Source organism: Shewanella cyperi, from assembly GCF_017354985.1.
Taxonomy (GTDB): domain Bacteria; phylum Pseudomonadota; class Gammaproteobacteria; order Enterobacterales; family Shewanellaceae; genus Shewanella; species Shewanella cyperi.
Map to the genome: position 1 here is coordinate 3,991,289 of NZ_CP071501.1, position 20,681 is coordinate 4,011,969.

Annotated in this window: 18 protein-coding genes; 11 read left to right on the plus strand and 7 right to left on the minus strand. The window is 58.1% G+C overall.

The annotated features are described in order from the left end of the window. The first annotated feature begins 79 nt into the window (after positions 1-79). Positions 80-2,581, plus strand: coding sequence for a M14 family zinc carboxypeptidase (locus tag JYB84_RS17745; protein WP_207321326.1), 2,502 nt, complete (start codon positions 80-82; stop codon positions 2,579-2,581). Here the strand turns inward: JYB84_RS17745 and JYB84_RS17750 are convergent. Further along, on the minus strand, positions 2,578-3,324 hold the full coding sequence (locus JYB84_RS17750; protein ID WP_207321327.1) for a ComF family protein: 747 nt from the start codon (positions 3,322-3,324) through the stop codon (positions 2,578-2,580). The two genes, JYB84_RS17745 and JYB84_RS17750, sit on opposite strands and share 4 nt — an antisense overlap. A 29-nt stretch (positions 3,325-3,353) precedes the next feature. On the opposite strand from JYB84_RS17750, the gene bioH reads away from it, so the two are divergent. Further along, on the plus strand, positions 3,354-4,142 hold the full coding sequence (bioH, locus tag JYB84_RS17755) for a pimeloyl-ACP methyl ester esterase BioH (protein WP_207321328.1): 789 nt from the start codon (positions 3,354-3,356) through the stop codon (positions 4,140-4,142). Between the two features lie 34 nt (positions 4,143-4,176). Continuing rightward, entirely contained in the window at positions 4,177-4,692 is a 516-nt protein-coding gene (locus JYB84_RS17760) for a hypothetical protein (protein ID WP_207321329.1), read from the plus strand. 56 nt (positions 4,693-4,748) lie between these two features. On the opposite strand, the gene JYB84_RS17765 is transcribed toward JYB84_RS17760, so the two are convergent. Together JYB84_RS17765 and greB are read right to left on the minus strand one after the other, a co-directional pair. Further along, positions 4,749-7,097 carry a Tex family protein gene (locus JYB84_RS17765; RefSeq protein ID WP_207321330.1) on the minus strand — a complete coding sequence of 783 codons (2,349 nt, stop codon included), beginning with the start codon at positions 7,095-7,097 and terminating at the stop codon, positions 4,749-4,751. Between the two features lie 117 nt (positions 7,098-7,214). Next, entirely contained in the window at positions 7,215-7,709 is a 495-nt protein-coding gene (greB, locus tag JYB84_RS17770) for a transcription elongation factor GreB (RefSeq protein ID WP_207321331.1), read from the minus strand. A 308-nt stretch (positions 7,710-8,017) separates the two neighbouring features. Between greB and ompR the strand changes: the two genes are divergently transcribed. The 3 genes from ompR (at position 8,018) to JYB84_RS17785 (ending at position 12,100) form a co-directional block, all read left to right on the plus strand. Next, on the plus strand, positions 8,018-8,743 hold the full coding sequence (gene ompR / locus JYB84_RS17775) for an osmolarity response regulator transcription factor OmpR (protein WP_207321332.1): 726 nt from the start codon (positions 8,018-8,020) through the stop codon (positions 8,741-8,743). 13 nt (positions 8,744-8,756) lie between these two features. Continuing rightward, the gene (envZ, locus tag JYB84_RS17780) at positions 8,757-10,073 is read left to right on the plus strand and encodes a two-component system sensor histidine kinase EnvZ (protein ID WP_207321333.1); all 1,317 of its coding nucleotides are present in this window, start codon (positions 8,757-8,759) and stop codon (positions 10,071-10,073) included. Between the two features lie 80 nt (positions 10,074-10,153). Beyond that, the gene (locus JYB84_RS17785; RefSeq protein ID WP_207321334.1) at positions 10,154-12,100 is read left to right on the plus strand and encodes a methyl-accepting chemotaxis protein; all 1,947 of its coding nucleotides are present in this window, start codon (positions 10,154-10,156) and stop codon (positions 12,098-12,100) included. A gap of 4 nt (positions 12,101-12,104) precedes the next feature. On the opposite strand, the gene JYB84_RS17790 is transcribed toward JYB84_RS17785, so the two are convergent. After that, positions 12,105-12,578 carry a peroxiredoxin gene (locus tag JYB84_RS17790; RefSeq protein ID WP_207321335.1) on the minus strand — a complete coding sequence of 158 codons (474 nt, stop codon included), beginning with the start codon at positions 12,576-12,578 and terminating at the stop codon, positions 12,105-12,107. A gap of 164 nt (positions 12,579-12,742) precedes the next feature. Next, on the minus strand, positions 12,743-12,976 hold the full coding sequence (locus JYB84_RS17795; protein ID WP_207321336.1) for a hypothetical protein: 234 nt from the start codon (positions 12,974-12,976) through the stop codon (positions 12,743-12,745). Positions 12,977-13,308: 332 nt separating this feature from the next. Here JYB84_RS17795 and JYB84_RS17800 point away from each other — a divergent pair, with 332 nt between their 5' ends. Together JYB84_RS17800 and JYB84_RS17805 are read left to right on the plus strand one after the other, a co-directional pair. Beyond that, complete coding sequence (locus JYB84_RS17800; protein WP_207321337.1) at positions 13,309-13,668, plus strand: nuclear transport factor 2 family protein; 360 nt, start codon at positions 13,309-13,311, stop codon at positions 13,666-13,668. Further along, on the plus strand, positions 13,668-14,237 hold the full coding sequence (locus JYB84_RS17805) for a GNAT family N-acetyltransferase (protein WP_228290841.1): 570 nt from the start codon (positions 13,668-13,670) through the stop codon (positions 14,235-14,237). Before JYB84_RS17800 ends, JYB84_RS17805 begins: the two co-directional genes overlap by 1 nt. A 162-nt stretch (positions 14,238-14,399) precedes the next feature. On the opposite strand, the gene JYB84_RS17810 is transcribed toward JYB84_RS17805, so the two are convergent. Then, positions 14,400-15,131: a DNA/RNA non-specific endonuclease gene (locus JYB84_RS17810; protein WP_207321338.1), complete on the minus strand. Its 732-nt coding sequence runs from the start codon at positions 15,129-15,131 to the stop codon at positions 14,400-14,402. A 296-nt stretch (positions 15,132-15,427) separates the two neighbouring features. On the opposite strand from JYB84_RS17810, the gene JYB84_RS17815 reads away from it, so the two are divergent. The 3 genes from JYB84_RS17815 (at position 15,428) to JYB84_RS17825 (ending at position 18,581) form a co-directional block, all read left to right on the plus strand. Beyond that, positions 15,428-16,288, plus strand: a complete 861-nt coding sequence (locus tag JYB84_RS17815; protein WP_207321339.1) for a PfkB family carbohydrate kinase — start codon at positions 15,428-15,430, stop codon at positions 16,286-16,288. Between the two features lie 236 nt (positions 16,289-16,524). Next, positions 16,525-17,982, plus strand: coding sequence for a sensor domain-containing diguanylate cyclase (locus JYB84_RS17820; protein ID WP_207321340.1), 1,458 nt, complete (start codon positions 16,525-16,527; stop codon positions 17,980-17,982). After that, the gene (locus JYB84_RS17825) at positions 17,979-18,581 is read left to right on the plus strand and encodes a GNAT family N-acetyltransferase (protein ID WP_207321341.1); all 603 of its coding nucleotides are present in this window, start codon (positions 17,979-17,981) and stop codon (positions 18,579-18,581) included. The genes JYB84_RS17820 and JYB84_RS17825 overlap by 4 nt, the downstream gene beginning before the upstream one ends. Positions 18,582-18,623: 42 nt before the next feature. Here the strand turns inward: JYB84_RS17825 and JYB84_RS17830 are convergent, their stop codons facing one another. Beyond that, complete coding sequence (locus JYB84_RS17830; protein WP_207321342.1) at positions 18,624-20,540, minus strand: methyl-accepting chemotaxis protein; 1,917 nt, start codon at positions 20,538-20,540, stop codon at positions 18,624-18,626. Between the last annotated feature and the right edge of the window lie 141 nt (positions 20,541-20,681).

Consider the following 20,681-nt stretch of genomic DNA (forward strand, 5'->3'; position numbering starts at 1 on the left):
TCCGGACATAGCGGTTGGCATACACCATCCCAAGCTGTTAATTTAAAAGCCATTACAAATACAAAAATAGAAATTCGCCATGAATTCAAGCCTGTTTTGTCGCGTCCTGCTGCTCTGTGGTCTGTTGCTGCCCTTGGGTTTAGTAGCGGCGCAGGACAAAACTGACGCCCTGGAAACCTATTTGGGTTACCCCCTGGGCTCCTGGCATCTGCGCCATGATCAGATAAACGGCTTTCTGCAGCAGTTGGCCGCAGGCAGCGACAGGGTGTCACTGGAAAGCACCGGCTTCAGCCATGAGCACAGGGAACAGCTGACCGCGGTCATCACCTCACCCACGAACCAGGCCAGGTTGGCTCAGATCCTCGCCAATCGCAGTCGGGTCAAACAGGGAACGGCGGAGCAGGATCTGTTGATAATCTGGTTGGCCTATTCCATCCATGGCGACGAGGCCAGTGGTGCCCACGCTGCCATGGCGCTGGCCCAGCAACTGGCGCAAAGCCGGGAGCAATGGGTACAGGAGCTGCTAACCCAGGCGGTGGTGCTGATTACACCCACCCAGAATCCGGATGGCTTCGATCGTTTCTCCACTTGGGCCAACGGCAATGCCGGACTCAATCCGGTCAGCGACGAGGAGCACAGGGAGCATATGCAGGCCTGGCCCGGTGGGCGTTACAATCATTTCCTGGCCGATCTTAACCGTGATTGGCTGTTCCTGCGCCAACCCGAAACCCGTGGCCGGATAGCCCTGTTCCATAAGTGGCAGCCCCATCTGGTGTGCGACTTCCACGAAATGGGCCACAACCAGAGCTATTTCTTCCAACCCGGGGTACCGGAACGCACCCATCCCCTGACCTCGAAACGCAATCAGGAACTGACCGATAAGCTGGCCAATTTCCACCGCCGGGCTTTGGACGGCCGTAAACAGCCTTATTTCAGCCGCCAGTCCTTCGATGATTTTTTCTATGGCAAGGGCTCCACCTACCCCGACATCAACGGCGCCGTGGGTATGCTGTTTGAACAGGCCAGTGCCCGAGGCCAGATACAGGATTCAGATTTCGGCCCTGTCAGCCTGCAACAGGCCTTAGGCAATCACCTGACGACCTCCGTCTCCAGCCTGCAGGGCGCCCTCGCGCTGAAAGCCGAGCTGCTCGATTACCAACGCGCCTTCTACCGCGGCAAACGCAATCTGGGGCGCAGCGGCAAACTCCTGTCGACCCGGGGTGACGGCGCCGCCCGGGATGATTTGGCCGCATTGCTCAGGCAACATCAGGTGCAATACTCATACCTGCGCCAGGACATCAGGGAAGACAAAAAAGTCTTCCGCGCCATGGACAGCCTGTTTGTTCCCGACGAGCAACCTCAGTCGGCGCTGCTGGCGGCGCTGTTCGATCAGCGTACCGAATTTGCCGATGCCACCTTCTACGATGTGTCGGCCTGGGACCTGGCTTCGGCCTACAACCTGGCAGTTGAAAACGACTTTCGTCCCGAGTGGGAACAGCTGAGCGAACTGCCGCTGCTGCCCCCCAGGTTCGAACCGAGCGACGCCGCCGTCGCCCTGCTGCTGGACTGGCGCCAGGGCAACGCCGCGGCGGCGCTGGCAAAATTACAGGCCAGGGGCGTCAGGGTGAGAGTCGCCTCCAAGCCCTTCACCCAGAGACAGTCGGGTCGCAACCGGGAATATGGCCCGGGTACCCTGCTGATACTGCTGCAACAACCGGGGTTTGAAGCCGGTGAAATACAGGCCCTGACGCAGCAACTGGCGCACCAATTTGGATTGCCACTGGAGCAGAGCCTCTCGGCCCAGGCCATGGTCGGCGCCGATCTCGGCAGCGATGACTTTTATCCGCTCACCCCCATCAAACCTCTGCTGGTGAGTGGCCGTGGCAGTGAACCCACAGAAGTGGGCGAACTCTGGCAATACCTGGACACCCGGATTGGCATCCCCACGCCCCTGGTGGACAGCGATCGTCTGGAGAAGGTCACCCTGGAAAACTACAGCCATCTGCTGCTCGCCGACGGTGACTATATGCATCTGGATGAGGATGTTGGCCGCAAACTGGCCAACTTTGTCAACACAGGCGGAGTCATCATAGCCCAGAAGGGTGCCCTGATCTGGCTTAAGAAACGTAACCTGCTGCGCACCGATGTCAGGGAAGATCGCTTCTTCCTGCAGCAGTTCAGTACCGCAGAACTGAGCTGGGAAGACAGGGAAAGCTTCAAGGCCCGTCAGGCCATTGGTGGCGCCATCCTCGAATGGCAACTCGATCCCCTGCACCCCTTAAGCTGGGGGCTGGGCAGCGCCAGCCTTCCAGTGATGAAAAATCAGGTGCTGGGACTGGCGGACAGCAGCGATCCCTTTGTGGAAGCCGCCCATTACCGGGATCCGCCGCTGCGCAACGGTTTCCTGGCTCCCGAGTATGGCCGCGCCTTTGGCGGCACCACGGCCATGGTGGCCGAACCCCGGGGCAAAGGGGCCGTGGTCGCCCTGGCCGATAATCTCATGTTCCGCAATGTCTGGCTTGGTGCCGAGCGTGTCTATGCCAATGCCTTGTTTTTCCTGCCTGTGGCCCTGGGCAATTAATCGGACAGCACCTCTGACAACAGGCCCGGCGCTTCGGCCCGGGCCAAACACCAGACCTGTACCGCCACACCTGAGCCCCGAAACAAGGCAGCGATTTCCCGCGCCGTGGCTCCCGTGGTCACCACATCATCCACCAGGGCAATGCGCTGCCAGGGGCATGGCCGGTTCAAACTGAAAGCATTTGCCAGGTTGCGCCTGCGGGCCTTGCCATCAAGTCCTTCCTGGGGCCGGGTATCCAGGCAACGACTCACCAGACTATCGTCCAGGGGCAAACCGCTGTAGCGGGCCAGTTCGGCGGCAATCAGCCAGGCTTGGTTAAAACCCCGGCTGCGTTGCCGCTTGGGATGCAAAGGCACGGGCACCAACACCTGGGGCAATTGAATTAGCCCAAGCAGGCTCAATCTGTGGGCCCTTTGCCACAGCAGCTGACACAACACCGCCAGGGGAGCCAGTTGCTGCCTGTGCTTGATGGCGGCAATCACACTGCCCAGACCATGGTGATAGCTGGCCGGCGCCACCACGGCCAGGGTATCAAGCCTTTGACAGCTGCCGCAGAAGCCGGATTCCTGCGGCAAACCACGACCGCAACCCAGACATACGGGCCCCTGATAGAGGGTGCTGGCGAGACAGGTATCGCACAACCCGGTATGTTCAGCCGGGATAGACAGATGACAGAGCAGACAACGGTTGGGTAAACTAGCGGCGAGCCAGGCGCCCAGCCGCCACAGTGAATCTAATTTCATGTTTCTTCCCTGAACCCCGAGAGGCCGCAGTGCAAGCTTCCCTTCATAGCGACATTTTTGGCGATGGCCCGCCGCTGGTATTGCTCCATGGCTGGGGCATGAACGGTAAGGTGTTTTCGCCCCTGCAACAGGCCTTGTCCAAGTATAAGGTGCACTGTGTTGATCTGCCGGGCTTTGGTTTGAGCCCCGCCATAGCAGGCGATCTCGATGCCTGGGTCGATGCCCTGATGGCCATGGCGCCCGCCGATGCCGTGTGGGCCGGTTGGTCTCTGGGTGGCCTGGTCGCTACCCGGGCGGCACAAAGGCACCCGCAGCGACTGGCGGGCCTTATCACCATTGCCAGTTCACCCTGCTTTATGGCCAGGGAGCAGGAAGCCTGGCCCGGAATAGCGCCCAAGGTATTGGCACAGTTTGAAGCGGAATTGCAGCAGGATCTGCCCCGCACCATAGAAAGGTTCCTGGCCATCCAGGCCATGGGCAGCGACAGCGCCAGGGAAGACATCAAACGCATTAAGGAACTGGTGTTGTCGCGGCCATTACCCCAGGCCTCGGCGCTGGCCCAGGGCCTGAGCATGTTGGAGCTGGTTGATCTCAGACCGGGACTGGCCACCATGGACCTGCCCTGGCTGCGGATCTGGGGCCGCCTCGACGGCCTGGTGCCCAGAAGGATGATGGGCCAGCTGCCTTCAAATTCCAGCACCGAAGACAAGGTTCTGGCCAAGGCGTCACACGCCCCGTTTATCTCCCACGGCGATGAATTTGTGCACTGTGTAACCGATTGGCTCGACAGACTTTATTCCGACAAGGAAAGCGGCTAATATTTAACCAGAAATCTTAGCCGGACGCCTTTCTATGCTGCTGGTCAGTCACTACCCCCAGGTTCCGCTCGCGACATCCAATGCCGCGACCGACGCCGCTCGGGTAGATAATCAGCTGCGTCCCCCCATCATACCCCCAAGCGAAGCCACCAAGGGCCATGAAGAGCGTGCCTTTAACCCGCAACATGAGCGCACCGCAGATGAGCCCCAGATCCAGTCGCGGCTGCAGCAGCGGGTCGAGGAAAGGCAGCAACAACATCAGGGCTCGCAACAGGAACAGCAGCAGCGCCACGCCGGTGAACAGCAGCAAAGCCGCCAGGCGCCGTCACGACCGCTGAAGATACCGGCCAAACAACATCCGGCCCTGTCACGCAAAGACATCAAGGTGCGCAGCGAAACCCGCAGCCCTCAGCCCAAGGCCAATCAGGGCACCAGTCCCCAGGCCGGCATGCCGGAGCAGTTCTACCGCACCATTGCCGCCCATGTGAGTGAGTTCTACGCCGGACGCACCGCTCCGGAGGAAGAGCCGGCGCTGTCGGCCTGGATCTGAACTGCCATAAAAGTAAAAACGCAGCCGAGGCTGCGTTTTTTCATGCCCTTTAGGGATCAGGACTTTTTCAGTTTGGCAAAAGCATCGGCAAAGGCATTGCCCATGGCGGCGTTGGCCGGTTGCGGCTTGCTGCCCTGGCGTTGACCGCCTTTGGGCTGGCCACCACGCGGGTTGGGCTGCCCACCCTTGTGCTGTTGTGGCTTGGCGCTCTTGACCTCGGGCTTCTCGTCGAGGCGCATGGTCAGGCCGATACGCTTGCGCTCCACATCCACTTCCATCACCTTGACCTTGACCACGTCACCGGCCTTGACCACTGTGTGGGGATCGCTGACAAACTTGTCCGCCAGGGACGAAATGTGCACCAGACCATCCTGGTGTACGCCTATGTCCACAAAGGCGCCGAAGTTGGTGACATTGGTGACCACGCCTTCAAGGATCATCTCAGGCTTAAGATCGCGGATTTCATGGACCCCGTCCTTGAACTGGGCGGTCTTGAATTCACCGCGGGGATCGCGACCCGGTTTATCCAACTCCCGCAAAATGTCGGTGATGGTCGGCAGACCGAATTCCTCGGTAACAAAATCCTTGGGATTGATGCCACGGATAAGCTCGGTATTGCCTATCAGGCTGTCGATGGCCAGGGACTTGGCGGCGGCAATACGCTGCACCAGGGCATAGGTCTCGGGGTGTACCGCCGAGGCATCGAGCGGGTTGTCCCCATCCCGGATCCGCAGGAAGCCGGCGGCCTGTTCAAAGGCCTTGGGGCCAAGGCGCGGCACCTTGAGCAATTCCTTGCGGTTTTTAAACTGACCGTGCTCATCGCGGTAATCCACCAGATTCTTGGCCAGGGTCTTGTTGAGACCGGACACCTGACTCAGCAGTGGCACCGAGGCCATGTTGAGATCGACGCCGACGCTGTTTACGCAATCTTCCACCACCGCTTCCAGGGAGTGCGACAGCTGACTCTGACTGACATCGTGCTGATACTGGCCCACACCGATGGACTTGGGCTCAATCTTCACCAACTCGGCCAGAGGATCCTGCAGGCGCCGGGCGATGGACACGGCACCGCGAATGGACACGTCGAGATCCGGGAATTCGTTGGCCGCCAGTTCCGAGGCCGAATACACGGACGCACCGGCCTCGCTGACCATGACCTTGGTCAGGCCCGGATGGGTATCGCGCAGGCTGGCGATAAGCTCGCCCGCCAGCTTATCGGTTTCACGGGAGGCGGTGCCGTTACCCACGGCAATCAGTTCCACCTTGTACATGGTCACCAGGTTCGCCAATGTGCGCAGCGACTTGTCCCACTGGTTCTGGGGCTCATGGGGGAACACTGTGGTGTGGGCCACCAGTTTGCCTGTGTCGTTGACCACGGCCACCTTAACCCCGGTGCGCAGCCCGGGATCCAGCCCCAGGGTGGCCTTGGAGCCTGCAGGCGCCGCCATCAGCAGATCGCCGAGGTTGCGGGCGAAGACCTTGATGGCATCCAACTCGGCCACTTCACGCATCCGTGACACAAATTCGGTTTCCATTTGCAGCGAAATCTTGATGCGCCAGGTGGCGGTCACCACAGACTTGAGCCACATATCCACGGCGCAGCTGCCAAGTTTAAGCCCAAGATGATCGGCAATAATGACTTCGCAATAACTGCCGCTGCCGGGCTCGGCACCCGGGTCGGCATTCATCGACAGGCTGAGTATGCCCTCGTTGCGGCCCCGCAGCATGGCCAGCGCCCTGTGTGACGGTACCTTGGCCATGGGTTCGCTGTGCTCAAAATAGTCGCGGAACTTGGCACCTTCCTTTTCCTTGCCCGCCATCACCCGGCTCTCGATCACCGCGCTGTGTTCCAGCTGCTCACGCACCTTGCGCAGCAGTTCGGCATCTTCGGCAAAACGCTCCATCAGGATATAACGGGCACCATCCAGCACGGCGCGGGCATCGGCAAATCCGGCCTCGGCCTGGATAAAGGCGGCGGCTTCGGCTTCGGGATCGACAGCGGCGTCGCCCCGGGCGGCCAGCAGTTTATCGGCCAGAGGTTCAAGACCGGCTTCAATGGCAATCTGGCCCTTGGTGCGACGCTTGGGCTTGTAGGGCAGATACAGATCTTCAAGACGGGTCTTGTTGTCGGCGGCATTGATGGCGGCCTTAAGTTCAGGGGTCAACTTGCCCTGGGCCTCAATGGAGGACAGGATCACCTGGCGGCGATCGGCCAGCTCACGCAAATAGCCCAGGCGACTGAACAGGTTACGCAACTGGGTGTCATCCAGGCCACCGGTCACTTCCTTACGGTAACGGGCGATAAAGGGCACTGTGGCGCCTTCATCCAGCAGGGCTATGGTGGCATTGACCTGTTGCTCGCGAACACTCAGTTCGTCGGCAATAATCCGCGCTATATCAGACATAATCAGTTAAAAATTCCATTGCAAATGCGTTGGCCCAAAGATACCACAGCCAGGGAGACCGGGCATGCCTGGGCGGTGAAAACCGGGCTTTTCGGCGAAAAACTTCCCCCGACCGGTTCAATCTTCCGGTTCGAAGGCTTGGTATCGGATGCAGTTAATAAACCATTCCTTGCGCCCCGAGGGGGTCTGGACGCTGATTTCATCGTCCACCTGTTTGCCTATCAGCGCCCGCGCCATGGGGGAGTCTATGGTGATGTAACCCTTCTTGGTGTCGATTTCATCCTTGCCAACGATTCGATAGCGCACCACAGTGCCCTCGTCGTTTTCCAGCTCCACCCAGGCACCGAAGAACACCTTGCCTTCCTGCTGCGGCGAGTAATCCACTATCTTGAGTTCCTCCAGACGTTTGAGCAGGTAACGTACCCGGCTGTCTATCTGGCGCAGCAATCGCTTGTTATAGGTGTAGTCGGCATTTTCCGAGCGATCCCCCTGGGCGGCGGCTTCCTGTACCTTGAGGGTGATCTCGGGGCGGTATTCCTTCCAAAGATACTTGAGCTCTTTGTCCAGGGTTTCCCAGCCCTTACGGGTAATGAGATGGGCTTTTTTTGTCATGGGGCAGCAGAATTCTGAATTGATTCGCAATGCCTGAGGTTATACCAGAGCCGGGGATGGGATCAAAGCCGCCGGCTTATGCTTGGTTACAATTTACCGTTTCAGAGTCAGGATCACTGCCTTTCCAATAAAATTCACTATAATTCATTGTGTTGTATCCGGATTTCAGCTGGAGCAAGCCCGGGATGCAAACAGGCGTCAAATGCGTCACTCTGGTCAGGCGCAGATAATTGCGGCTATAGTAACGCTTTCAATATCAGCCAGTTGTTCAGGTTTTACCGGCCCCCGGCCGGACACAAGGATTTACCATGGGACAAGAAACCTCGAAAATTCTCGTTGTCGATGATGATATGCGCCTGCGGGCCCTGCTGGAGCGTTATCTGGTCGAGCAAGGCTATCAGGTGCGCAGCGCCGCCAATGCGGAGCAGATGGACCGCCTGTTGGAAAGGGAGAATTTTCATCTGCTGGTGCTGGATCTGATGTTGCCCGGCGAAGATGGCCTGTCCATCTGCCGCCGCCTGCGTCAGCAGGAAAATCCCATCCCCATTGTTATGCTGACCGCCAAGGGTGACGAGGTGGACAGAATCATAGGCCTGGAACTGGGTGCCGATGACTACCTGCCCAAACCCTTCAATCCGCGGGAACTGCTGGCGCGGATCAAGGCCGTCATGCGGCGTCAAACCACGGAAATCCCGGGTGCTCCGGCGCAGCAGGAAGAGGAAATCGCCTTCGGCGAATTCAGGCTCAATCTGGCAACCCGCGAGATGTACCATGGCGATGAGGCCATTTCCCTCACCAGCGGTGAATTTGCGGTACTCAAGGTGCTGGTCACCCACCCCAGGGAACCCCTGTCACGGGATAAGCTGATGAACCTGGCCCGGGGCCGGGATTACTCGGCACTGGAGCGTTCCATCGATGTGCAGGTATCACGCCTGCGGCGTCTGATAGAGAAAGATCCTGCCAACCCCCGCTATATCCAGACAGTTTGGGGCCTGGGCTATGTGTTTGTGCCCGATGGCACGGCGCGGCGCTGAGCCGGAGCAGTAGATGAATCACTCCTGGTGGCAGCGCCTGCTGCCCCGCAGTGCCTTCAGCCAGACTGTGATGCTGATTGGCTGTTTGTTGCTGATCAACCAATTGGTGTCCTACGTTTCGGTCGCCCTCTACGTGATCAAACCCAGCTATCAGCAAATTAACCAGCTGATTGCCCGCCAGGTCAGTTTTCTGTTTGCCGACGGCATAGAGTTGGGCCGCGAACACCTGACGGTTGTCGATGCCCTCAATGCCAAGGTCAAAGACGACAGCATGAAGGTGTATAACCAGAAGCAGGCCCGGGAAGCCGGGGTCGAGCAGGCAACCTACTATGGTCTGCTGTCAAACCAGATGTCCGACTATCTGGGCGGCAAGGCCGAGGTGCGCATTACCCAGGGCGAGACGCTGCAGATTTGGATCCGGCCGCCCCAGGCCCCCGCCCTGTGGATCCGGGTGCCACTGACCGGCTTCAACGAGATGGCGCTGTCTCCCCTGACTTTGTATCTGATGGTGATCGGCGCCCTGAGTGTGGCCGGTGGCTGGTTATTTGCCCGCAAGCAAAACAAACCCTTGAAGGCCCTGCAACAGGCCGCCATGGCGGTATCGAGGGGGGATTTTCCGGAGCCGCTGGCCCTGCGCGGCTCAAGCGAAATAGTTGAAGTGACCAATGCCTTCAACCAGATGTCCCACAGCATGAAGCAATTGGAGCAGGACAGGGCCTTGCTGATGGCCGGCATATCCCACGACCTGCGCACCCCTTTGACCCGGATCCGACTTGCATCTGAGATGATGGTCGATGAGGACGCCTACCTCAAAGACGGCATTGTGGCCGACATTGAGGACATGGACGCCATCATTAACCAATTTATTGCTTATATCCGCCAGGATCAGGAAGCGGTGCGGGAGCTTATACCCCTAAACCCTTTAATCCAGGAGTTGGCCCAGGCCGAGTCGAAACGCGACGGCACCATAGAGCTGGCACTGACCGACTGCCCGGAGATCCCCATGCAGGCCATTGCCATCAAACGGGTCTTGGGAAATCTGGTGGAAAACGCCTTCCGTTACGGCAATGGCTGGGTGCGGATTTCTTCCCTGTTCGATGGTCGCCGGGTCGGCTTTGCGGTGGAAGATAATGGCCCCGGCATTCCCGAGCAGCAGATCCCCAAGTTGTTTCAACCTTTCACCCAGGGCGACAGCGCCCGTGGCAGCGTCGGCTCCGGTCTGGGGCTGGCCATCATCAAGCGCATAGTGGACAGGCACCAGGGTAAGGTCAGCCTGAGTAACAGGCCGGAAGGCGGCCTGCGGGCCGAGGTTTGGCTGCCACTGGAATGACAATCTAGTCGTCATCAATCTGTCATCTTAACGTCATATGCTGGCGCCGACTCAGGCACTTTGACTACGGCGTAATCAAGATGAAGATTTCCACCCTATCCCTGACTGCATCCGCCATTTTATTGGTGTTGGCGGCCACCCTGGCCGGCATAGTGCTCTGGAGCAGTGAGCAGCGCCAGCAACTGGAATTACAGGGCCAAACCCTGGAGCAGATACAGCGCAGCTTTCTGGTGGAAGTACGCCGCGAATTGGAACACTACCTTGGCAGCGGCGATGCCAGCCAACTGGAGTCGGCCCGCAGCCAGCTGCAACAGATGCAGGTCAGCATTGCCGAAGTGGACAATCCGGCAGCCACAGAGCTCAGCCAATTGCTGAAACAATTTGCCGGCGAGCTGAACACCAAGTACCGCGCCGCCGGCAAGCTGTCGGGCAACCCCAGGCAGCTGTTGGCCCACGCCGAAACCGAGCTGCTGGACTTTAACCGGCGTCTGGCGGACTACGGTACCCAGGGCCTGACCATCAACGAGCCCCTGGCCCGGAAATACCTTGCCCTGAGCAGCACCCTGCCCCCGCTGGTTTACCAACTGTCTCAACTGAGCGAAGGCTATCTGATTGGCAAAGATCAACGCCTGCAGGGGATACTGGCCACCAAACTCGATGAACTGGACGCCTGGCGCCAAAGCCTGTCGCAGCTTGCCGATATCGGCATTTACCGGGTGGAGGAAGTGGATGAGTTTGCCCTTGGCGAGCAGGAAGCGGAAAAAACCGAGGTAGGGGCCGAGTACCGCAGTGAGCTGGTGAGTCTGAGCCAAAGATACCGACGCGAGATAGACAACACCCATCAACTGCTGGCCAATAACCAGCAGATCCAGGCCGACCTGATGCAGGCCATTGCCAACAGCGAGTCCTTGCTGCTGGATCTGAGCGAAAGCCAGGAGCGACGTAACACCAAGCTGAAACAGGAAATGCAGCTGATACTCTACGCCATAGTGTCAGTGCTGGCGCTGTTTGCCCTGGTCTACCTGGTACTGCAACAGCGACGGGTGGTGAAACCCCTGAAGCGACTCAATCTGGCGTTCGGACGCCTGACCGAGAGCAACCAACGCGAGCGCTTGCAGATCCAAAGTCGCTGCGAAACCGGACAAATAGCCGAGCATTTCAATCGCCTGCTGGACAATTTCGAACAGCAGGATGAACAGCAACGCGGGCGTATTTCCGACGTCTCCCAATCCCTTGGACAGCTGGTGAGTCAGATTGGCGGCCTGGCCAAAAACAGCGAGGCCACAGAGCAGATAGTAAATGAGGCCCTCAGTCGCACCGCCGCCCTGCGCGAACTGGCCCAGGAGGTCAGCAGCACATCCCACAGGGTCGCCGAAGATGCCAGCGGCACCATGGAGCAGATGCGCCAAAGTCAGGCCCAGGCGGAAGCCGTGCTGGCGGCCACCCAGGACTCCCACGACGCGGTCCGGCGCTGCCATGAGTCATTGGCAGGCCTGAGCGGCTCAGTCAGTGATGTGTCCAAGATCATTGATGTCATAGGCAATATTGCCGAACAGACCAACCTGCTGGCCCTTAACGCCGCCATCGAGGCAGCCCGGGCCGGCGAACAGGGACGGGGCTTTGCCGTGGTGGCCGACGAGGTGCGTAACCTGTCACAGCGGACCCAGAGTTCGCTGCAGGAGATCCTCGCCATCCTGGGACAACTGACGGCGGCCAACGAGGCCCTGTCGCACACGGTTGAAGGCATAGAACAGACCACCGACAGCCAACACCAACGTGCCAGTCAATTGCTGCAGGTGGCGCAAGCGGTACAGCAACAGGCCAACGGCATGGCGCAAACCGCCGGGCAGGGGGTCAGCAATGCCGGTTTGCAGTTGAATTATCTGGATGAATTCGTGCAGGCCATGGAAGCGTTGCGCAGCCAGTCACTGGCGGCCTCAAGACAGAGTCAGACCATAGCTAGCGAAGTGGCCGACAGCGTGGCCCGCATAGAAGACAGCCTGAGCGGTGGCGCCCAGGCTGTATAAGGGATCAGAGGGCAGCAAGCATCACTTCGGCCTTGCTGACCTCAAATGCCTTGGGGGCTTCCACGTTCAGCACCTTGACCACACCGTCTTCCACCAGCATGGCATAACGCTGGGAACGCAGACCGCCGAAGGCACCGGTTTCCATCTCCAGTCCCATGGCCTTGGTGAAACTGCCGTCACCATCGGCCAGCATCATGATTTCGCTGGCGTTCTGGGCATCTCCCCAGGCCTTCATCACGAAAGCATCATTGATAGCCACACAGGCAATAAAATCGATACCTTTGGCCTTGAACTGATCGGCCAAGACCACGTAACCGGGCAGGTGTGCAGCGGAGCAGGTAGGGGTAAAGGCGCCGGGCACGGCAAAGAGAATCGCTTTCTTGCCGGCAAACAGGCTGGCTACATCGTGGGTAACCATGCCATCGGCGGTCAGTTGGCTCAGGCTGAGGGCCGGCAGTTTATGTCCTTGCTGAATCATGGGTAAGTTCCTTAGGGTAAATGGATCTCAAGTATGCTACCCCCTTTGGCAAGGCGCAAACACTGAGAAAAACAAGGGAAATAGCCAAAGGATCTGCTGCGGGATAAAGAGCATAAAATGAAAATGCCCCGCATTGGCAGGGCATTGTTACTCAGGGCTGGATATTACTCGGCTGCACGGCGGTGTTTGGCCATGTCGGCATCCACCTGTTCCTGGTTTTCTATGCTGAGCCTGCCGTAGGCCGTCAGTTCAGGCTTTTCTTCCTTTTGTTCATCAATCAACTGCTCAAGCAGCGGCTTGAAAGCCTGACCTTGCTGCTCATCCAGCATGCCGTTGACATCCTGATAGGTAAGCCAGGCCGCATAGGCGACGATGGCGTAGAAAATTTGCCGTTTCATGACACTAATCCTTTGAACTCTCGCGTTACTCTTACTCGGGTCCGATCGATCTTTTTGCCGATCTGGGGCTGATCTTTATTTAAAAAATCAATGGTTTCAATAGCTGTTTTTTTGACCAGTCAAAAGATTGACTAAATTGGCCCGGCATTTGCAATGGGCTGTATTACATTTCAATGGGTTAGCGAAATCGGCTAAAAATTTGCGCCGCATATTTTTTTGGAATTTTTTTCTATAAGCAATAGATAAATTGCTATATCTGGCTATAAACTGCCCAATCCGGGCAATTCAACGACCATATCAACTGCCAGGACACTGCAATAAGGACTATTTTCATGCCGCAACTCAGCGCGGAACAACTGGTACAAGGTCAATTGGATGCCTACAACGCCCATGATTTGGAAGGCTTTCTGACCTTCTTCAGCGACGACGTGCGCCTGTATCGACCACCTGCGACAACCCCGGTACTCTCGGGCAAGGCCGAATTTGGCCACTTTTATGCCAGCGAGCGCTTCAATGTGCCGACGCTGAGGGCCGAGGTGGTCAAGCGTATGGTGGCCGGCAACAAGGTCATAGATCAGGAACTGATTTTCGGTTTGGGAGATGAACCGCGCCAGGTCATGGTAGTGTTCGAAATCAAGGCGGGCCTGATCCACAGCATGTGGAGCTTTGCCGCGGATCAGGAACAGGGTTGATGCTGCAGGGCGACCATGGAGACCACAGGATGACCGACTTTCCACGCCTGCGCAGCCCAAGATTGCTGCTGCGGGCCTTTCAGCACTCTGACTTGACCGCCTTTGCCACCTACCGGGCCGATCCCCACATCGCCCGCTATCAAAGCTGGTCCAGCTACAGTCTGGCCGATGCCGAGCGCCTGTATGAGGGGATGCAGGGGTTGGCCTTTGCGACACCGGGGTGCTGGTACCAGATAGCCTTGGCCAATCCGGATACCGATGAATTACTGGGTGATTTGGCGCTGCATTTTATCGACGAAGCTCAGGTGGAGTTGGGATTTACCCTGTCGGCGGCGGCCCAAGGTAAGGGACTGGCTACTGAAGCCGTCAACACCATACTGAGTTACCTGTTCGATACTCTGGGCAAACACAGGGTCATCGCCGTTACCGATGCGCAAAATGCCGCTGCGGCCCAATTGCTGGAGCGCTGCGGCTTCCGTCGCGAAGCACACTGGATAGATAACGTGTTTTTCAAGGGTGCCTGGGGCAGTGAGTATCAATACGCCATCCTGGCCCGTGAATGGCCCTGAACACAGACCTGCGGCACAGAAAGGCTGAGTGTAACTGACACTCAGCCTTGGCAGATGTCATCCCGGATAAGAAGCCTTTCTCACTGGGCCTGCGGCCCGGATATTGAAGGGTCTTTTACTCAAGATCCAGGCAAAGACGACCGCTACCGGAATGACTCAGGTTTACCACATTTCCCACAGGGTGGACTCGGCCGCCTCTTCAACCGAGTCAGGCAGGTCACTGAAAAAATCCAGGTGGGTCAGGCGCTCCACTTCATCCACTGTGGTGATGAACTGGGGCAGTTCGCTGGAAGACACGCTGCGGTGGGGCACGATAAAGGCAATGGCATCGTTGTAGTAGGGATCCAAAATCACCTTGTAGAAGGCATTGGGAATATAGACACCGTTGCCTATATAGGTTTCATTGCCATCCCAGATGGGGCCGGAGATCACATACAGCTCCTCATAGGTATTGGCCCATTCACGCACCTTTTCCTCCAGCGCCTTCCAGCCACCGCGGTTAAAGCCCGGCAGCTGCGGTGACATGTTGGACATCAGGAAGCTTTGCTTCATGGACTCTTCGGTAAAATCCATGGTGCCAGAGGGTGCCAGATGACCGCGATCATAGCCTGTGCTGCTGTAGTCCGAGCTCAACGAGCGATAGGCCTCCGGCAACTCCTTGTCGGTGGTAAAGCTGTTGGAACGCTCGAAAAAGGCATTCACGCTGGCGGCAGTGATATGGTAAGCCACCCAGTCAGCCACCTTGTTCTGGTAGTTGTAGCCAACGGCGTAGCCGTCACGGCACAGCTGCTGATCGCTTTGTCCCGGCGTGCCTTTTTCAAGGTGCTGGTGACAGGCAGCAGCGGCCTGGGCCGATAACATCAGGCCCAACAGGCCAATCAAGTAGTGTTTCATGGTATTAACCCCTTTTGATTTTTATTGTTTACCGCACCGAATCCTAAAAACTGAATCAATACAGCATGTTGCAACGTTGTTAAGCTGCGGGGCGGATGTTAACAAAGCACTGTGTCAGCTAAAAGTCTGGTGTCTGAAAAAACAGCAGAGACCGAGAAAAATCCTCGAAGCGGGAGCTGCAACACTGGTTTGACGCACAGGATGCAGTGACGGGCAGCCAAAAGCGGCGCAAAAGCCCTTGCCAGGGCGCCGTGGCACAGTAGTATGGCCAAAGTCCCTGTTTTAGGAGCCTTGCCATGGCCAACATTATCCTGGTCGCCAACCTCAACTGTGATCGCCTGTTGCTGCTCGACAAACCGCTGCACACGGGTGGACGCTTTCATTACCGGGATGGTGGCCAAAGATTGGGCGGTGGTGGGGCTAATACCGGATTGGGCCTGGTGTGGGCCGGCCACAGGGTCGCTCTGGTCAGCCAGGTGGGGCGTGATGATATAGGTGATTGGCTGCTGGCCGAAACCAGCACCCAGGGCATAGATTGTCATATGATCCAGCGCCGCCCAGGCAATACCTGCGAGATGCTGCTGGTAATGACGCCGGACGGTGAACGCACCATAATCCGCCCCCAAAGGCCGGTTTTCGAGCTGCCGGCGCCGCCCCGCTGGCAACGCTGGGACGCCCTCTATATCAACTCCTCCGCCGAAGGGGCCGCCAGCTGGGCCAGGACAGCCCTGCCCCATTGCCTCGTGGTGGCGCAATTGGCCAAGGATGACAGGGAAAGGCCCTGCCACCTGTTGCTGGCCTCGGCCACGGATCTCAATGGCCGCACCGAGCTACCCCTGTGGCAATACGCCCAATCCATTGCCGGCGACAGCCTGCGCTATCTGGTGGTGACCGAGGGTGACAAGGGGGCATGCGTTTACAGCAGCGACGGCTGTCAGCGGGTACCAGCCCGCCCCGCCAGGGTGGTGGATACCACGGGTGCCGGTGACGCCTATGCCGCCGGCTTGATCCATGGTCTGTGCCGCAACCTGACCATAGTGGACGCCATGGCCGAAGCAGCGATCTGGGCAGCGTTCGCGGTCGAAAGTGAGAGTTCCACCCCGGGAACGGCGCTGCAACAGTATCTCGAAGAACAAGCAAATGCGATGGGCAAATGATGTCATAAAGCTGACATCTACATGTCATCTGCCTGCAATCCCTGCCCCTTATTCTTCTTCGCCATCAACCGCAGGTTAGCTGTTCCCTGAACCTTCCCATTTGTCAGTTGTTTGCTTGTTTTGATACCCCGCCCTGTGCGGGGATTTTTTTTATAAACCCTGCCATTTCATGCACAAGGCGTCTTTGTGCATTAGTATGAGATCACCGGTTTGCAATAAACACCCCGGAGGCGCAATTGGGGAACTCGGTCTGGAATGAAAAGCGCAGATTCATCTGGCTGCTGACTTTGTTACTGGTCACCGCCTTTCTGGCCACCAGCGGCATCAGTTACAAGGTGGCCCACGATTCACTCAGCCAACAGGTAGAGCAGAACACCCTGCCGCTGACCAGCGACAACATCTATTCGGAAATCCAGCAGGATTTGCTGCGGCCTATCTTTATTTCCTCGCTGATGGCCCAGGACACCTTTGTCCGTGACTGGACCCTGGCCAGGGAGCAGGATCCGGATAAGCTGGTGCGCTACCTCAAGGAAATCCAGGAGCGCTACGGCACAGTCACCAGCTTCTTTGTCTCCGAAGCCAGCCGTAACTACTACCACTCCAGCGGCATTTTGAAAAAAATCCAGGACACCAATCCCCAGGACGCCTGGTATTTCCGGGTTCGCTCCCTGCCCGAAAGCGAACCCTACGAGATCAACATAGATGCGGACACCGCAGACCGCAGCAAGACCACAGTGTTCGTCAACTACAAGGTCTTTGATTTTGAAGGCCGTTTTATTGGCGTCACCGGAGTGGGACTGGCGGTGGAGAAGGTCAAGGCCTTGATTGAGCTGTACCAGCAACGCTACAACCGGGTGGTGTACTTCTGCGATCGCGAGGGGGACATTACCCTGTCTGGCCCGGGTTATCGGGGTCAGGCAAGCCTGCAACACACCTATGGTTTGGATAAACTGGCCACCCGCATACTCACCAGCCCCAGCGGCAATTTCAGTTACGAACGCGAAGGCAAAACGGTATACCTCAACAGTCGCCTGGTGCCCGAGTTCAAATGGTTCCTGATTGTGGAACAGGAAGAGTCACAGGGGGAGCAGGAACTGCTCAATACCTTCTGGGGCAATATGGGCCTGAGCCTAGTGGTCACCCTGGGCATACTGCTGATCGCCAATATGACCCTGGGTCGTTACCAGCGCCGGCTGGAACACATGGCATCTACCGACAAGCTGACCGGCACCGCCAACCGCCAGGTGTTTGAGGAATATTTTGATCAGGCGCTCTTGCAGGCCAAGGCCAATTCCAGCGCATTGAGCATACTGCTGCTGGACATAGATCACTTCAAGCAGATCAACGATACCCACGGTCACAGCATGGGCGATCTGGTGCTCAAGACGGTCGCAAGTCTGATCCAGGACACACTGCTGGATGACGAAATACTCTGTCGCTGGGGCGGAGAGGAATTCCTGTTACTGACCCATCAGGACATGGTGCAGGCCAGCGAGCGGGCCGAGTTGTTGCGTGAGCGCATTGCCAACCGCCGGCTCAAGGTCAACGGCCACGACATCGACATCAGGGTCAGCATCGGCGTCGCCCAATTTGAGTATCAGGAATCGGCCGACAATCTGATCAAGCGCGCCGACATCGCCCTGTATCAGGCCAAAGACAGCGGCCGCGATCGCGTGGTGCTCAACCATCCATGAATCAAGCATCCATGAATCAACCGGCCATGAGTCAAGCTGCCATAGACCAAGCTGCCAGAGTGGTGGTGGCCACCTCCCCCAGGCTAAGCCTGAGCCACTTTGCCCCCGGGGATGCCGCCGACTTTTTTGCCCTCAATGCCGACCCGCAGGTGCTGCAATACACGGGTGACTTGCCCTTTGCCGACCCGGCAGCCGCACTGGCTTTTATCCACAATTATGACCATTACCAGCGCCACGGCTTTGGCCGCTGGAGCCTGCATCTGCATGATGGCACCTTTATCGGCTTTTGCGGCCTCAAGCAGCACGGCGATGGCCAGGTAGATCTGGGCTTTCGGTTGGCACGGGCCTATTGGGGTAAGGGGTTGGCCGGCGAAGCAGCCCGGGCAGCCATGGTGTTGGCCAAGGACAGATTTGAGTTGGACAGCCTTATCGCCCGCGCCATGGCTGACAATCAGGACTCGATCCACCTGCTGAACAAACTGGGATTCGGCCGCGCCGGCAAGTTGGATCAGGGGCAGTGGCTGGGTTTTGAGCTGTCACTGAGCGAGGTTCCGCTGGAGCGCTGGCGCCGGGATGTGCAGATTAAGCCGTACAGCTAAAAAACAGCCCGGACTCTGCCGGGCTGATTGTTAAAGCGCTTATTACACCTTGAACTTGGCCACCAACTGGTCCAGACGTCCCGCCAAAGAGGTCAGATCCTGGCTGGCGCGGGCCGCCGCCTGAGCGGTCTCCGCGGTGCGCTGGGTGATCTCGTTGATTTCGGTCACGTTGCGATTGATGTCCTCCACCACTGTGGACTGTTCTTCGGTGGCCGCCGCCACCTGGATATTCATGTCACTGATAAGGCCTATGCGCTCGCTGATACCGCTCAGCACCTGACTGGCCTCATCCACGGCCTTGACCCCTTCCTGGGAACGGCTGCGGCTTTGGGACATGGCATTCACCGCCCGGGTCGCCTCGGCCTGCAGCTTGTCAATCATGCCCTGCACCTCGTTGGTGGAGGCGGCGGTGCGCGACGCCAGATTACGCACCTCATCGGCCACCACGGCAAAACCGCGACCGGCCTCACCGGCACGGGCAGCTTCAATGGCGGCGTTCAGTGCCAGCAGGTTGGTCTGCTCCGATATGGCGCGGATCACATCCAAAATGCCACCGATGGACTTGGTATGGGTCGCCAGGGATTCAATCACCTCACCCACCTGCTGCACGTCCCGTGACAGCTGATTGATGGTATCTCTGGCTTGGGTCACCACCCGCTGGCCTCCAACCGATTCGGTGTCCGCGTCCTTGGCGGCATCGGCTGCCTGGGCGGCGTTGCCGGCAATCTCATTCACAGTGGCGCCCATCTCATTGATGGCGGTCACCACCTGCATGGTGCGATCTTTCTGCTCATGGCTGTCATCGAGGGTTTGCCCCGCCTGGCGCGACACGTCCCGCGCCGACTGCCCCAGTTGTTCGCTGGTGCGCGCCACTTCCAGTACCGAATCCTGGATCTTGGCAATAAAGGCGTTGAAACCCTTGGCCAATTCGGCAATTTCATCCTCGCCTTCCACCGGCAGACGTTGGCGTAAATCACCCTCGCCTTCCCCTATGTTGCGGAACATGTCAGCCACCTTGGCAATGGGCTTGCTGACGCTGCCGGCCACGGTCGACCCCAGGATAACGAAGCCCACGGCGATGGCCAGGGTCCACAGCAGTATGTGCAGCACGGCATCGGACAACAGCGCAAACACCTCAGCCTCAGGCACCTGGGCCAGCAGGTACCAGTCCATGGACGGAATATAGCTGCTGGCGATCAGGGTCGACTCACCGTCGACCTCGGCCCGCAGCAGGCTGAAATCGCTTTTTGTCAGCAACTTGTTGGTGTCGGCATCGGGATACAGCTTGGACAGATTGGCCTTGCCTATCTTGCTCTTGTCCTGGTGCAGCTGCACCTTGCCGCTCGCATCCACCAAATACACAAAGCCGCTCTGCTCTATTTTGAACGAGGCCAGCAGCCGCACCATATCATCAAGAGATTTGGCCAGCCCCACCAAGCCCCGACCCGAGGGTTGCTGATAGTTGATAAAGAGTTTGACCTCACCATTGGCCTCGGTAAACACGTTCAGCATCCGTTCCTGACCGCTGTCCCGGTAACCGAAGAACCAGCCGTCCTGACTCGGGGTCAGGATCCGTAAAAAGCCATCCTGGGTGTAATAGGCGGCGGTTTGACGATCGGCATAGGAGGCCTGCACCAGGTCATACTGGCGGGTCACGTCCTTAAGTTGGGCCACCACCCTGGGCTCATCGGCCGCGGGCCTGTCCGACTCCAGCCATTGCAGCAACATGCGGCTGTTGGCCAGCTGCTCGGCGGCATTCATCAGGGTAACTATGTCCATTTCCAGCTTGTTGCGTATGCTCAGCATCAGGCTGGGCATTTCCGAGTCCAACATGCGCTTCTCGACCACATCGCGGGCACTGCGTTGACTCAGTACCCCCACCAGGGAGGTGGACAAAAGGATAGCCAGCGCGACCGTCAGCAGGATTTTTTGTTTTATGGTGAGTCTGTTCAAATTCATGATGTGCTTTGCCCTCGGATAGCGCCTGGTCCAATGCCTGAACCTGCAAGTATCGCCACAATGGGACCAACCTGCCGTGATGGGTCACAAAGATCCCGCCCGTCCCGACGAAAAATATGTGATAGACCGATGAATTATGGT

Bases quoted from the DNA above. Each gene is read 5' to 3' on its own strand.
- JYB84_RS17745 (WP_207321326.1), top strand. From the start codon at position 80: ATGAATTCAAGCCTGTTTTGTCGCGTCCTGCTGCTCTGTGGTCTGTTG.
- JYB84_RS17750 (WP_207321327.1), bottom strand. From the start codon at position 3,324: ATGAAATTAGATTCACTGTGGCGGCTGGGCGCCTGGCTCGCCGCTAGT.
- JYB84_RS17760 (WP_207321329.1), top strand. From the start codon at position 4,177: ATGCTGCTGGTCAGTCACTACCCCCAGGTTCCGCTCGCGACATCCAAT.
- JYB84_RS17765 (WP_207321330.1), bottom strand. From the start codon at position 7,097: ATGTCTGATATAGCGCGGATTATTGCCGACGAACTGAGTGTTCGCGAG.
- greB (WP_207321331.1), bottom strand. From the start codon at position 7,709: ATGACAAAAAAAGCCCATCTCATTACCCGTAAGGGCTGGGAAACCCTG.
- ompR (WP_207321332.1), top strand. From the start codon at position 8,018: ATGGGACAAGAAACCTCGAAAATTCTCGTTGTCGATGATGATATGCGC.
- envZ (WP_207321333.1), top strand. From the start codon at position 8,757: ATGAATCACTCCTGGTGGCAGCGCCTGCTGCCCCGCAGTGCCTTCAGC.
- JYB84_RS17785 (WP_207321334.1), top strand. From the start codon at position 10,154: ATGAAGATTTCCACCCTATCCCTGACTGCATCCGCCATTTTATTGGTG.
- JYB84_RS17790 (WP_207321335.1), bottom strand. From the start codon at position 12,578: ATGATTCAGCAAGGACATAAACTGCCGGCCCTCAGCCTGAGCCAACTG.
- JYB84_RS17795 (WP_207321336.1), bottom strand. From the start codon at position 12,976: ATGAAACGGCAAATTTTCTACGCCATCGTCGCCTATGCGGCCTGGCTT.
- JYB84_RS17800 (WP_207321337.1), top strand. From the start codon at position 13,309: ATGCCGCAACTCAGCGCGGAACAACTGGTACAAGGTCAATTGGATGCC.
- JYB84_RS17805 (WP_228290841.1), top strand. From the start codon at position 13,668: ATGCTGCAGGGCGACCATGGAGACCACAGGATGACCGACTTTCCACGC.
- JYB84_RS17810 (WP_207321338.1), bottom strand. From the start codon at position 15,131: ATGAAACACTACTTGATTGGCCTGTTGGGCCTGATGTTATCGGCCCAG.
- JYB84_RS17815 (WP_207321339.1), top strand. From the start codon at position 15,428: ATGGCCAACATTATCCTGGTCGCCAACCTCAACTGTGATCGCCTGTTG.
- JYB84_RS17825 (WP_207321341.1), top strand. From the start codon at position 17,979: ATGAATCAAGCATCCATGAATCAACCGGCCATGAGTCAAGCTGCCATA.
- JYB84_RS17830 (WP_207321342.1), bottom strand. From the start codon at position 20,540: ATGAATTTGAACAGACTCACCATAAAACAAAAAATCCTGCTGACGGTC.